Raw genomic sequence first — 12,019 nt, 5'->3', positions numbered from 1 at the left:
CCGGGTTTATTGCGACAGAAGCTCGCGATAAAGCCCGGCCATTTCCTTTGCCATACGTTCCGCCGTGTAATGGGCGCGGTATCGCTCCAGCCCATGCCGACCATATTCGGTCAGATCCTGGTCGCTCGTCTCGCGGATCATCCTGACGATCTCATCGGGCCGATCGGGGGTGAAAAGCCGCCCAGTCTCGCGGTCCAGAACGATATCCTGCAGCCCGCCGACGCGGCTGGCAAAGACCGGCAGCCCGGCCTGCATCGCCTCGACCGCGACAAGTCCGAAGCCCTCCCAGCGGGACGGCATCAGAAGCAGGTCGGCGCGGCGATAAAGGGCGAAAACCTCGTCCCTCGGCTGCCACCCGAGAAGTTCGATATTTCCCGGAAGATCAGGCATCTCGTCCGACGACACGATGGCGCTGCCGACTGCCACACCACGCGCCTCGTCGCCAAGCTGGCGCATCACCTCGACAAAGGTGTCGAAACCCTTCTGGCGATCAAAGCGGCCCGCAAAGGCGATCATGCGCGGCGCGCCCGGCTGGGGCGGGGTGGGTTCGTGCAGAATGTCGCGAGGACTGATTCCATTGTCGATCACGGTAAGCCGTTTGTCGGCGATGCCGATATCCAGCGCCGCCTGACGTTCGTATTCCGAAATGCAGACGATGCGGTCCGTCACAAGGCTGAGCGCGCGTTCCACAAGTGCCGTTCCCCGCTGCATCTTCCGGCTGCCCTGGCGCGAAAATGCCCAGCCATGGGGGCAGTAAACAACCTTGGTCCCGCGCGGGATCAGCGGTGACATTCCGCGGATCGCGGCACCGGCGAAGGTGGAATGAATATGCAGGATCTCGGGGCGCCTTTCCCGCAGGTGGCGGATCGTGCGCCGCGCCAACCCGTACAGGTCGCGGGCAGAGCCGCGTTTCATCGGAAATCCGATGATGCGGAAATTCGGCCCGTGCAACTGCTCAAGCGCGGGAAGGTTGATCTCAGGTGTTATCAGGTCGATCTGCGTGTCAGGCATCCCTTCGATCTGGGCCGCGACGAGTTCTTCCAGATAGGACACGACGCCGCCGAGCGGCGCCTCGGTCACGTGAACGATACGGGTCGGTGTCTTGCCGTCAGCTTCTGCCATGACGCACCTTCACGATTGAATCGCGCAGACGGCGATAGGTTGCAGGTGCCAGGCCGCGAAACAGGATTGCCGCCGCGCGTTTCGACGAAAGCGCCCCGGTTGCCACGGCGCGCCGCAATATGGACATGGCCTTGCGCGGTTTCGCGCGGGCGATCTCTGGCACGAGGAAACGCGCGAGAAAGCCGCTTTCAGCTTTGGGCGTCAAGCGCGGGGCCTGCTGCCGCGCCCAATCCGCCACCTCCTCGGGGCGGGTGGTGTAGGACAGTCGCCCCTCTGCCTGTTCGTCATACCAGATGACCAGTGGTTCGGGCAGCATGTGAAATTTTGCCCCTGCTTCTTCCAGCCGCAGGCACAGGTCGAGGTCTTCGAGGCAGCGCAGACTGGTGTCGAAGCTGACCTGTGCGAAAAGTCCGCGAGGCACAACCAGAGTCGAGGTCTGCATCAGCCCGTCGGCGGCAAAAAGATAGTCGCCAACAGGCTCATTCGGGCCGATTGCACGGTCAGGTTTGACCATGCGGTTTTCGTCGCTGCGATGAAAGTATAGCGGCGAATACCAGACCGCAGGCGCCCCGCCCGGCGTTGCCATGATTGCCGCCCTGACCCGTGCAAGCTTGTCGGGCAGGAATTCGTCATCCGAATCCAGAAACGCGAGATAATCGCCGCGGGCTTCGGCCCCGCCCCGATTGCGCGCTGCCGACGCGCCCGCATTTGCCTGCCGGACGACCCGAATGCGGGGGTCCCCGACAGCCTCTGCCGCCTCGGCCGTGGCGTCCTTTGATCCGTCATCAACCACAACGATTTCGAAATCCGGGTCGGTCTGTGCCAGACAGGATTGAAGCGTACGTCCGATTTTGTCCGCGCGGTTATAGGCCGGTATGATGATCGAGAAATAGGGCCGCTTCGCTGCGACGTCGTGGCTTTGCTGGGCTTCTGTCATCGGGCGTCCATCGAACAGGTCAACTCGGGAAATGCGGTCCCTGTCTGTCCAGCAGGGTCGCGAAGGTCGGCGCATCCTAGATTTTGCAGCCCGCGCTGCAAGACGATTCCGGCGAAACGCCGCCAGACGGCGGGTTTGCGCCCCGCCGGGCTTGCGACCTTGATGGAACTCGGGCAGGGGAAGCGGGTTCGTATCCAGTTCTATCAGCCGGGACAAATTCATGGATGATACATTTCTGCTTTCGGTCGTGATCCCAAACCGCAACCGCGCCGAATCGCTGTTGCGGGCCGTCCTGTCGCTTCGGGACCAGACAGGGGACGAGATCGAGATCATCGTCGTCGATGACTGTTCCGACACAGATCTTTCGGCTGAATACGCGTTGCTTGAATCGATGGGGGTGCGCGTTCTTCGTCAGGACCGGCATCTGCGCGGCTCGGCCGCGCGAAATCGCGGCGCGGCTGAGGCGCGGGGCAGCCATATCAGCTTTCTGGATTCAGACGATCTTTGGCTTCCGGGGCGGTATGACCGGATCAAGACCTTCTATGCCGACCCGGCAAATGCGCGGAAGGTGCTGGTCAGCGGCGCAGTTCTTCATGTCGATGGAGAGATACGGCCGTCGGTTCAGCCCGAATGGCCGGAAGGTTCGTCGCTGGTCGAGTATGTCTATCGCGATGGCGGCAGAATACAAACCTCGATGCTGACGATGCCCGCCGAAATCGCGCGCGAATATCCGTTCGACGAAAGCCTGCGCGTCAATCAGGATACGGACCTTGCGATGCGCCTTGATCGTGGTGGCATCGGTTTCGTCATCTCGCCCGAACCGGCCCTCGCGAAAGAAGAGACGCCGCGCAAGGACCGCCTGACCACCGGGCACGAAACGATTGACCTGTCCTATGACTGGTTCCGCCGCGAAAACCACGATTGGTCGGGTGCCGCAAAAAGTGGTTACTATCTGCAGGACCGGGTGTGGCGGCTGGCGGATGCCGGCAGGCGGCGCGAGGCGTTCGTGGCGCTGATGCGCACGCTTTCGCCGCCGGTGGCCCCGCGCGAAACCGTGCGCCGCGGGATCAGCATGCTGCTTGGCGAACGTGGCTATGCGCTGCTCAGGCGAGGGTATCGCAAGGCTTCGGGCGACGCCGATGCGCCCCGCGAGGGAAGCGATATCCTTGACCGCTGGAACCGCCTTGACCGTGAAGCCGTTGCGCTGGCGGAATCGGCCCGTGAAAGCGGGGCCGCGCAGCCGACCTGACGCCGAAAACTGCACGAAAAGGGACAAAGAGCAGACGAAAATCCGCTTAAAGCTGCCGAAACGCCGCGTTTCGTGAAGTTTAACGGTTTTCGCTTTCTCGACCTCGGGCATGGATCGGGTTAAGAGAATTGCGTCAGCGCCTGACCGCGCGGACGCTGTTGGTGTTGAAAGGTGACTGGTTTGGGCCAGAAAGATTTGTGTTTGACGATCCGGCATCGCTGTCCTGCGGGCTCTGCGCTTGATGGCCACGTGACTGGTAACGTGTCACCCCCTCGGAAAGGCAGATGATGCGCGCAGCCCCTGACTCATTCACGTTCTGGGACATTTTCGTCGTTCTATGGCGCAATCTTCTGATTGTTCTGTTGCTTGCCGCTCTTGGAGGCGCTGGCGCCTACTATGTTGCGGGGACGATGCCAGACCGGTATTCCGCGACGGCGCAGCTTATCTCGGACGCCGGACGATCCGGCCTGATCACGGTCGATGACCAGACGCCCGACCAGTTCGGCGAGGCGAGCGCGACGGCAACCATCGTCGAAAGCATTCATACCCCGGTCGTTCTGGAACATGCGCTGCGCAAGATGTCGCCAGAGGTTCTGGATCAGCTTGCCGTTTCGGCGAATGTGCCGACGCCGGTCGGCGATCTGGACAGCCTGGACGAGGAAACGCACCAGTCATTGCTGCGCACCCTTCGCCAGAATCTGGAGGTCAATAACAGCGGTCGCTCCTTCGTGATCTCGTTGAGTTATGGCGCGGAGCAGCCTGAATTGACCGCAGGCGCGGCCAATGCGGTCGCGCACGGATATCTCGATTACCGCGAGGAGATGCGCAACGAGGTCTATTCGCAGATGCTCGACAATCTTTCCGGTCAGATCGTGCAATTGACCGATGGGCTGGAAAGCTCTGAAATCACCGCCCAGACGATGCGCGAGAAGCTTCGTCTTCTGGGGCAGCGGTCGGATGTCTGGGCGTCTAACCAGCAGGATGAAGCGATTGCGGAAAACGCCTCGATCTATGCGCGCCAGCGCGAGGCGGAACGTGAGGTTGATGCCACCGCGCGCGTCTATGAGGAGCTGCTTCTGGAACACCGCCAGATCCAGAGCCGTATGGGCGAGCCCGAAATCGCGGTTCAGCTATTCTCGCCCGCCGTTGTGCCCACCCGGCCAAGCGGTTTCAACATCAAGCCTATCCTTCTGGTGCTCGGGGTGTTCACGGGCTTTTTGCTGGGCCTGTCAATCGGGTTGATCCGCGATCGGCTGCGCCGCAACCGGAACGCGCGTCGGCTGCAGGAGGCGGGGGCATGATGGACGATACTGCGCCACTCCCGGCCGATACCGGCGCCGCGCGGCCCGATATCTGCGTGCTGATCCCGGTCTTTCGCGATCAGCAGGGCCTGACTGAGACGCTTCGCATTCTGGAAGCAGAAACCTTCCCCTTCGACATCGTCGTGGTCGATGACGGCTCTCCGGAAGTCATCACCGCGCCCGAGCAGGTTGGCAACCACAGGTTGAAACTTCTGCGGCTGGATCGAAATCGTGGCATCGAGCACGCACTTAATGCGGGTATCGAGGCGATCTTCGAAGCCGGCTATCGCTACATTTCGCGTCTGGATTGTGGCGATATTCCGCTTGAGGGCCGGTTCGAGAAGCAGTTGGCCTTCATGGAGGAGAACCCCGATGTCGGGATTCTGGGCACCTGGGCGCGTTGTGTAAACGATGATGGCGAATACCTGTTCACTTTGCGTTTCCCCACCGACTTTCAAGCGATGAAGCGCAGGCAGCGATATGTCCCGGCCATGCTGCATCCGACCATAATGATTCGCAGCGCTGCGCTGAAGGATATCGGCGTCTATTCCGACAGCTTCAGAACCGCAGAGGATTATGATCTGTTCGTCCGCATGGCCCGCAAGCACCGGATCGCGAACCTTCCCGAGGTGCTGACCCAGTATATCGTCAGCGAAACCGGCACCACGGCCGCGAAGCGCAAACGCAACCTCGTGTCACGGCTTGGCGTCCAGCGTGCCTATTTCGGCTGGGCCGATCCGCATGCCTATCTGGGTGTCGCGCGGACGCTGGCATTCATGGCGATTCCGTTCGACTGGATGACTGCGGTGAAGAAGAAGGTCTGGAAATGACCCAGACTGCGGGGCGGATGCTGCCCCGTCTTATGGTCATTCTGCTGATCGTTTCGACGGTCTTCAATGACCTGAGGCCGCTTCTGCCTTTGGGCGAACTGGCGAAGGACGGATTCAGCTATCTGTTCCCGGTCGCCTTCCTGCTTTTCCTGCGCCGGCCAGGGCAGATCGCCCTGCCGACCGGCTTCACGATAATCTTTCTGGCCTTCATTGCGACCATCGTCATCAGCGTCGCTATCAACTATGGCGAGGTTTCGACCGCGCATTTCAAGGGTCGCAGCGGGATGAGCAGGGTCATCACGCAAGGCATGTCAGTGGCCCTTGGCGCAATGGTCGTGATGGTGTTCTACAACCTCTCGCGCTATGACCAGCTTCGCGACATCTCGCGCGGGGCAGAGATCGCGCTTCTGACCATGGCCGCCGTCGGCGTGCTTGAGGTCACATCCTGGTATGGAATCCCCGGCCTGTCGCAGTTTTACGGCGGGCTCTCGCTGCTGGTTCATGCCGAGGTAAACGACTTCTATCCGATCCGCATGCGCATGACTGCCTTCGAGGCGTCCTGGGCCGCTGTGATGATGAGCTTTATCTTCCCGTTCGCGATGACCCGCGCCACCGGAAAGAAGCTGTTCATCTATGCGGGCATCGTCGTCGTGTCGATGTTCCTTGCCCAATCGCGCACGGCGATGCTGGTGATCGGTTTGCAGTTCATGATCCTGATGCTGGCCTTCATGCGTCGCCGTAAGGATCTGCTGCTGCATTGCGTGACGGCATGTTTTGTTCTGGCTTTAGCGGTATTCGCGACACCCGGCGTGCGTGAGAACGTGGTGCTGAAAGTCTCGAACATGATCGAGTATGGCAGCTCGGAAGGCCTGATCGACCCGTCTGGCGGCGATGAAAACATGTCCAATGTGACGCGCCTTGCCGCGGTGCGCGCGGGCATGGCGATGTTCCACGACCGCCCGGTCTTCGGAATCGGCTTCGGTCAGTACGGGTTCAATTACCCCAACTATATCAAGATGGACGACATGCGAAGCTGGGAGGTGCGCAGCTACGTAACCGAGGCGGATATCGAGCTCGGCTGGCCGCCGGTCTATTCGCTGCATGTGCGCCTGCTGGCCGAAGTCGGACTGCTTGGCTATCTGTTCTGGATGCTGGCGATCGTGCCGACGCTGCTGCGCTCTCTGTTCATGGCAGATGGCGCAACGTATCTGGGCAGGATGCACCTTGCGGTGGCCATGACCCTGATCGGCTGGATGTTGTTGGGGGTAAGCATCGACAGCTTCCGGTTCTTCGGCGGCTGGATCGCGCTTGGAGTGGGGCTGGCGCTACCGCGCCCGCCCCGATCTTCTGGGCATCACCGGATTACTTCCCCGTCCGGCGAAGCATCGTAACAACCGTCATCACCATGATGCGCAGGTCTTCCATCAGGGTGATCTCGCGTGCGTAAGCCACGTCCATCTGCACCCGTTCGTCATAGCTGACATCGTTGCGACCAGTGGTCTGCCACGGGCCGGTCAGGCCGGGGCGAAGGCTCAGATACGACGTGGCGTGCTCGCCGTAGCGTGCCAGTTCGTCCTGAACGATGGGGCGCGGTCCGACAAGGCTCATCTCGCCACGCAGCACGTTCAGAAGCTGAGGCAGCTCGTCCAGGCTGGTTTTGCGCAGGAAATTACCGACGCGCGTGATGCGTGGATCGTTGTCCAGTTTCTGGCTTTCTTCCCATTCCGCACGTGCTTCAGGCGACGCGGCGAGCAGGTCGTTAAGACGCTCTTCCGCGTTCATCTCCATCGAGCGCAGCTTGAGGCAGCCGAAGCTGTTGCCGTCTTGGCCCACACGTTTGTGGACGAAAATCGGCTTACCGCGATCATAGAGATAAATTATCGACGCGACCACAACCAGAAGCGGGGTCAAAATTACGAGAGCGAATGCACTCGCAGCGATATCCAGTAACCTTTTGCCGCCATTCCGGTATAGCCCGTCGTCCGGCTGCTGCCGGCGGGAAAGGTTACGCGTGTTACCCGCAGGATGGGTAAGGTATTGATTTTCCGACGTAATCATTCAGATTCACCATCAGTTTCGTGTGTTACTCTGCCACACAGCTCGTTACTTCCGGGCAGCTCCACCCGTTAAGGTTCGTTAACGCCGGTTGGTTCCCCTGTAAAGCGCTGCAGTGCAGCGTTAGCGAATATCAGCCAAACAGATCGGTATGTTTAATTATGGGTAGTTAAAACTATCTGCAGTTGTATTTTGTCGAATATGTTGCAGTTCACGCGCCGGGGGACACAGCGACAAACCGCCCGCTTTCGTGAAGCGGGCGGTTGCGACTAAACCTTCGTTGATTGGTTAAAGGACCGGCCTGTCGGTCGCGTCAGCTCTGCGGATCGTCGGGCGGCATGGCTGCGTCGTTCGCCGAAAGCCCGGCGCGAAGCCGGCGCAGCAGATCGCGCATCATATCGAGGTCATGGCTGTCCAGGCCGCCGAAAAGCCGGTCAACATGCTCCCGGTGCTCGACTGCCGCGGCCTCGAACATCTCCAGCCCCTCGAGGGTGAGCCTGACGGTAATGCGCCGCCGGTCCTCCTCGGAATGTATGCGCGTGACGAGTCCGTCTTTCACCAGCCTGTTCACGACAGTCGTGGCGTTCCCATTCGATATCAGCAGGGTCCGCGAAAGCTCGGTCATCGTCAGCCCGTCGCGCCAGCGGTGCAGCGCGGCCATCACGTCGAAGCGCGGCAGTGTGGTGTCGTGTTCGACCCGCAGGAACTCTCGCAATTCGTTCTCGACCTGGCGGGTGACGCCAAGCATCCTGATCCACAGCCGAAGCCGACGGGTTGCCGCATCGTCGGCGGACTCAGGGGAAACAGCGGCAGCGTCGGTCATGAAAGAACTTCTCAACATATCGGATTGCGCGAACATACAGGCAGTATCTTAACCATAAATATTTCGAGCGCGAAGATTCAACCCGCTCAGATCGGGACGGTGCCGATACTTGCACCGCCGCAGACAAACAGCGTCTGCCCGGTGATGAAGCCCGCATCGGGATCGGCCAGAAACATGAAGGCGCGGGTCACATCATCGACCGTGCCCAGCCGTCCAACCGGGATACGGCGGGCAAGGTCGCTTTCCTGATCGCTGCCCTTGGACACGATGCCCCAGAAATTGTCGGTCAGGATCGGGCCGGGGGCCACCACGTTGACGGTGATGCCATGTTCGGCCAGCTCCAGCGCCCATGTCCGCGCCATGCCGATCATCCCGGCCTTTGATGCCGAATAGGCAGTGCGGGTCTTCGCCCCAAGTGCCGCGCGTGAGGCGTTGAACAGGATTCGCCCAAAGCCGCGCGCCTTCATCGCGGGCAGAAATGCCTGCGTCAGGGACAGCGCCGCGCCAAGGTGAAGCTGGGTCAGCGCCAGCATATCCTCGGGTCGGGCGTCCTCGATCAGGTTCGGCAGGATGATCCCGGCGTTCTGCACGAAATGAGTCACCTGATGGCGTGCGGCGATGTCCGCGCCGGCTTGCGCCACGGCGACCGGATCGGACAGGTCGCAGATGATATGTTCGACTTCAGCCGCCTCGCCCGTATGCCGCGCCAATGAGACGACATGCCAGCCCTTCGCCACCATCGCTGCCGCCAGATCGGCACCGATGCCCTTGTTTCCGCCCGTAATGACGGCTGTGTATTCGGTCATGGCAGCAACTGAATATTGCCGAATGCGGCGTCGCAATTCAGGATATCGACGCGCTTGCCGGCGATGCGGATGCCGTCCGGTGTGGCTTTCAGGTCATGGGTCACCGTCAGCGCCAGCATCTGCTGTTCGTCCAGCCGCGTCTCGACATAGTGCATTTTCGTCACCGCCTTGGCGCTGTGTTCAGTCAGTTCCAGAATGCGGGGGCGGTTCAGCACATGATGGCAGCGGCTTTTCGGCTTCTGGCTGAATGTGCGCGCGCCGGCCAGCCGTTCGATCCGCAGGCGCAGCATGAAGTTGTCTTCATACAGCAGCGAGGTTTCATTGATCGGGTCCTGCTGGTTCCAGTTCAGCGGCATCCAATAGACCGCGTCGGGCAGCCACAGGTCCAGCCATTCGTGAAACTGGCCCTCGTCCAGCATCCATGCCTCGTCATAGATGAAATCGGTGACCTCCTCGCGGTTCATGCCGCACCCCCCAGCATGAAGCGTTTCCATGCGTCGAACTGGTTGCGCATCTGGCGTTCGGTGGTGCCGTTCAGCTCGGCCGTTTCGGTGAAATCCTCGCCGTCTTCGTACAGCCGCTGGATGTTCACAAATTCCAGCCCGTCCGACATCAGCCCTTCCTGCGCGCGTTCGTACATTTCCAGATCGTCATGCCCCACCATCGAGGTTGGGGCGTTGATCATCCGGTTATACATCGCCGTGCGGGCGGTCAGTTCGGAAGGCGCGCCATCCAGCGCGAAGATCCAGCTTTCCACCAGCGTCTTGTCGGGACCCAGCGGAATGAAATTCCGCAGCTGCTGGATCGGCCCCTTGATCATGATATTGGGGAAATAGACGGTGTTGTGCCGGTTCTCGCCCAGAATTTCCTGCGCCCGTTCTTCGCCGTAAGCCTCGATCATGGCGTCGTAATAGCCGGGAATGTCCGAATAGTCGGAATGGATCGAGTGATGCACGCCGGTATGGCCATGCCCGTTCGGCCAAGTGCGGATGCCCATGTTTTCAAAGAACTCATAGGGCGACATGAAGGGCGCAATGATCTGCATGGCGGGCGGCGTGGGCGTGCCTTCCGGCTTCTCCATCTCCTCCCAGATCTTCACCGCCGTTCCTGCGCTGGATTCGTGGGCGACCATCGGGTGGCAGGTATCGGTCTGATTTTCGACCAGCATCTTCCAGTTGCATTTGTGCATATAGCGCAGCGGCGCGCCCGCGACGGTCAGTTTCCCCTCGGGCGAGCGATCGACCATATTGTCCAGAGATGACAGGGAATCGCCGAAGAAATCCTCGAAACTGATGCCTTCCTTTGCCAACCGGGCAAAGACGAAGCCGCGATAGTTCCGCATCTCGCCGACATGGGCCAGACCCTTTGCGGCCTCTGTCTCCTCCAGCCCGGTGCCCTCGTATCCCTTCTTCAGTGGGATCGCCAAAAGGCAGCCATCGGTCTTGAAGGACCATGCGTGATAGGGGCAGCGGAAGAATTTGCCGGTATTGCCCGCCTTGTCGATGACGATCTTCGTGCCCTTGTGCGGGCAGCGGTTATACAGAACGTGAATTTCGTTATCGGTATGGCGCACCATCAGCAGCGGCTGGTCGCCGATCTGGGCGGTGATGTAGTCGCCCTTGTTCGGGGTCTGGCTGTCATGGCCGATATAGACCCAGCAATTCGGGAACAGATGCTTCATTTCCAACTGATAGACGTCCGGGCTGGTATAGACATCGCGATGCACCTGCTGGGGGCGGATCAGGTCATCGACGCGGGATTGAAGGTTTTGTTCGGTCATGGCTGTCTCCTTTACAGGTCGAGCTTGAGACGGGGGGAAAGCGCGCGGCTGACGCAGATCTGCATGACCTTGCCGCTGGCGCGTTCATCCTTGGACAGCACCACGTCGCGGTGGTCGGGGATGCCTTCCAGCACCTCGGTCTGGCAGATGCCGCAATCACCGCGCTGGCAGTCATAGATCAGGTCCACGCCTGCGGCTTCCAGCGCCTCGATAATGGTCTGGTCGGCGGGGACGGTGATGATCTGGCCGGTCGAGGCGATTTCGACCTCGAACGGTTTGTCGCCTGCTTCGTGAGAGGCATTTTCGAACAGTTCGGCGTGAAATTGGGTGTCGGCGCGGCCCGCAGCGTCCATTGCGGCGCGGGTGGCATCGATCATCGGTTTCGGGCCGCAGACATAGACATGGGCGGCCGGGTCCAGGTCTGAGATAACGGCGGCCACGTCAAGCGGTCCGCCGTCACGGGTGTCGTGATGGAGCGTCAGCAGGTCGCCATGCGCGGCGGTCAGCCTGTCGGCAAAGGCCGCCGCCTCGGGCGAGCGGCTGGCGTAGATCATCCGGAACGCGCGCCCCTGCCGTGCAAGCGCTGCGGCCATTGAAATCAACGGCGTCACCCCGATGCCGCCCGCCAGCAGCAGGACCGGCGCATCGCCCGGATCCAGCTGAAAGTGGTTCTTCGGCAGGCTCGCGGTGACGCTGTCGCCGGGTTTCAGATCGTGCATGAAGCGCGACCCGCCGGCGCCCGCATCATCGCGCCGAATGCCCAGCACATAGCTGGTGGGCGCGGACGGATCGCCGTCCAGATCAATCAGCGAATAGGCGTTTTCACCGCCATCGGGCAGCGCCAGAATGATATGCGCCCCCGCCTGAAACGGCGGCAAAGTGCCGTCATCGCTGGGGCCAAGTTCGATTTCCCGGATCAGTTCCCCGGCATCTTCGGCGCGCCGGACGATCAGAGTCAAATCAGTCATGCCTTCATCCCTGCTGGGTGTGGGTCATGCAAAACTATCCGTGACGGGTCCGGCTTTCGTCAAGGTTTAAGTTTGAAATAGTGAAAATTCATGTTTTGGCGGCGGCCGTTTGAAATTGGCGCGCCACGCGAACTGCCTTAGGAAGATG

Annotated in this window: 12 protein-coding genes; 4 read left to right on the top strand and 8 right to left on the bottom strand. The window is 60.8% G+C overall.

Annotated elements, in window-relative coordinates; all coding sequences use genetic code 11:
* Window positions 1-6 precede the first annotated feature (6 nt).
* Both FQV27_RS14025 and FQV27_RS14020 read right to left on the bottom strand, forming a co-directional pair.
* The gene (locus tag FQV27_RS14025; protein WP_147099660.1) at window positions 7-1,122 is read right to left on the bottom strand and encodes a glycosyltransferase family 4 protein; all 1,116 of its coding nucleotides are present in this window, start codon (window positions 1,120-1,122) and stop codon (window positions 7-9) included.
* Window positions 1,109-2,059: a glycosyltransferase family 2 protein gene (locus FQV27_RS14020; RefSeq protein ID WP_186827311.1), complete on the bottom strand. Its 951-nt coding sequence runs from the start codon at window positions 2,057-2,059 to the stop codon at window positions 1,109-1,111. The genes FQV27_RS14025 and FQV27_RS14020 overlap by 14 nt, the downstream gene beginning before the upstream one ends.
* 220 nt (window positions 2,060-2,279) lie before the next feature.
* On the opposite strand from FQV27_RS14020, the gene FQV27_RS14015 reads away from it, so the two are divergent.
* The 4 genes from FQV27_RS14015 (at window position 2,280) to FQV27_RS14000 (ending at window position 6,830) form a co-directional block, all read left to right on the top strand.
* Window positions 2,280-3,308 carry a glycosyltransferase family 2 protein gene (locus tag FQV27_RS14015; protein ID WP_147099656.1) on the top strand — a complete coding sequence of 343 codons (1,029 nt, stop codon included), beginning with the start codon at window positions 2,280-2,282 and terminating at the stop codon, window positions 3,306-3,308.
* A 284-nt stretch (window positions 3,309-3,592) separates the two neighbouring features.
* Entirely contained in the window at window positions 3,593-4,609 is a 1,017-nt protein-coding gene (locus tag FQV27_RS14010) for a Wzz/FepE/Etk N-terminal domain-containing protein (RefSeq protein ID WP_147099653.1), read from the top strand.
* Window positions 4,606-5,439: a glycosyltransferase gene (locus FQV27_RS14005; RefSeq protein WP_147099650.1), complete on the top strand. Its 834-nt coding sequence runs from the start codon at window positions 4,606-4,608 to the stop codon at window positions 5,437-5,439. Before FQV27_RS14010 ends, FQV27_RS14005 begins: the two co-directional genes overlap by 4 nt.
* Entirely contained in the window at window positions 5,436-6,830 is a 1,395-nt protein-coding gene (locus FQV27_RS14000) for an O-antigen ligase family protein (protein ID WP_147099647.1), read from the top strand. The genes FQV27_RS14005 and FQV27_RS14000 overlap by 4 nt, the downstream gene beginning before the upstream one ends.
* On the opposite strand, the gene FQV27_RS13995 is transcribed toward FQV27_RS14000, so the two are convergent.
* From FQV27_RS13995 to FQV27_RS13970, 6 genes are all read right to left on the bottom strand, one after another.
* Complete coding sequence (locus FQV27_RS13995; protein WP_147099644.1) at window positions 6,802-7,497, bottom strand: sugar transferase; 696 nt, start codon at window positions 7,495-7,497, stop codon at window positions 6,802-6,804. The two genes, FQV27_RS14000 and FQV27_RS13995, sit on opposite strands and share 29 nt — an antisense overlap.
* Window positions 7,498-7,807: 310 nt before the next feature.
* Window positions 7,808-8,317: a MarR family winged helix-turn-helix transcriptional regulator gene (locus FQV27_RS13990; RefSeq protein ID WP_147099642.1), complete on the bottom strand. Its 510-nt coding sequence runs from the start codon at window positions 8,315-8,317 to the stop codon at window positions 7,808-7,810.
* Between the two features lie 86 nt (window positions 8,318-8,403).
* Entirely contained in the window at window positions 8,404-9,123 is a 720-nt protein-coding gene (locus tag FQV27_RS13985) for an SDR family oxidoreductase (protein ID WP_147099640.1), read from the bottom strand.
* Window positions 9,120-9,587: an aromatic-ring-hydroxylating dioxygenase subunit beta gene (locus FQV27_RS13980; RefSeq protein WP_147099637.1), complete on the bottom strand. Its 468-nt coding sequence runs from the start codon at window positions 9,585-9,587 to the stop codon at window positions 9,120-9,122. The genes FQV27_RS13985 and FQV27_RS13980 overlap by 4 nt, the downstream gene beginning before the upstream one ends.
* A complete protein-coding gene (locus FQV27_RS13975) occupies window positions 9,584-10,903 on the bottom strand; it encodes an aromatic ring-hydroxylating dioxygenase subunit alpha (protein WP_147099634.1) in 1,320 nt (439 codons plus the stop codon). The genes FQV27_RS13980 and FQV27_RS13975 overlap by 4 nt, the downstream gene beginning before the upstream one ends.
* Before the next feature lie 11 nt (window positions 10,904-10,914).
* Complete coding sequence (locus FQV27_RS13970) at window positions 10,915-11,871, bottom strand: PDR/VanB family oxidoreductase (protein WP_147099630.1); 957 nt, start codon at window positions 11,869-11,871, stop codon at window positions 10,915-10,917.
* Window positions 11,872-12,019 lie beyond the last annotated feature (148 nt).

This window comes from Paracoccus aurantiacus (assembly GCF_007993065.1).
Taxonomy (GTDB): Bacteria; Pseudomonadota; Alphaproteobacteria; order Rhodobacterales; family Rhodobacteraceae; genus Paracoccus; species Paracoccus aurantiacus.
Note: the sequence above shows the minus strand (reverse complement) of the source record. Positions and strands in the feature narration are given on the sequence as shown.

Excerpts from the sequence above, each read along its gene's own strand:
- FQV27_RS14025 (WP_147099660.1), bottom strand. The coding sequence starts at position 1,122 with ATGGCAGAAGCTGACGGCAAGACACCGACCCGTATCGTTCACGTGACC.
- FQV27_RS13985 (WP_147099640.1), bottom strand. The coding sequence starts at position 9,123 with ATGACCGAATACACAGCCGTCATTACGGGCGGAAACAAGGGCATCGGT.
- FQV27_RS14020 (WP_186827311.1), bottom strand. The coding sequence starts at position 2,059 with ATGACAGAAGCCCAGCAAAGCCACGACGTCGCAGCGAAGCGGCCCTAT.
- FQV27_RS14010 (WP_147099653.1), top strand. The coding sequence starts at position 3,593 with ATGATGCGCGCAGCCCCTGACTCATTCACGTTCTGGGACATTTTCGTC.
- FQV27_RS14000 (WP_147099647.1), top strand. The coding sequence starts at position 5,436 with ATGACCCAGACTGCGGGGCGGATGCTGCCCCGTCTTATGGTCATTCTG.
- FQV27_RS13970 (WP_147099630.1), bottom strand. The coding sequence starts at position 11,871 with ATGACTGATTTGACTCTGATCGTCCGGCGCGCCGAAGATGCCGGGGAA.
- FQV27_RS13975 (WP_147099634.1), bottom strand. The coding sequence starts at position 10,903 with ATGACCGAACAAAACCTTCAATCCCGCGTCGATGACCTGATCCGCCCC.
- FQV27_RS14005 (WP_147099650.1), top strand. The coding sequence starts at position 4,606 with ATGATGGACGATACTGCGCCACTCCCGGCCGATACCGGCGCCGCGCGG.
- FQV27_RS13995 (WP_147099644.1), bottom strand. The coding sequence starts at position 7,497 with ATGATTACGTCGGAAAATCAATACCTTACCCATCCTGCGGGTAACACG.
- FQV27_RS13980 (WP_147099637.1), bottom strand. The coding sequence starts at position 9,587 with ATGAACCGCGAGGAGGTCACCGATTTCATCTATGACGAGGCATGGATG.
- FQV27_RS13990 (WP_147099642.1), bottom strand. The coding sequence starts at position 8,317 with ATGACCGACGCTGCCGCTGTTTCCCCTGAGTCCGCCGACGATGCGGCA.
- FQV27_RS14015 (WP_147099656.1), top strand. The coding sequence starts at position 2,280 with ATGGATGATACATTTCTGCTTTCGGTCGTGATCCCAAACCGCAACCGC.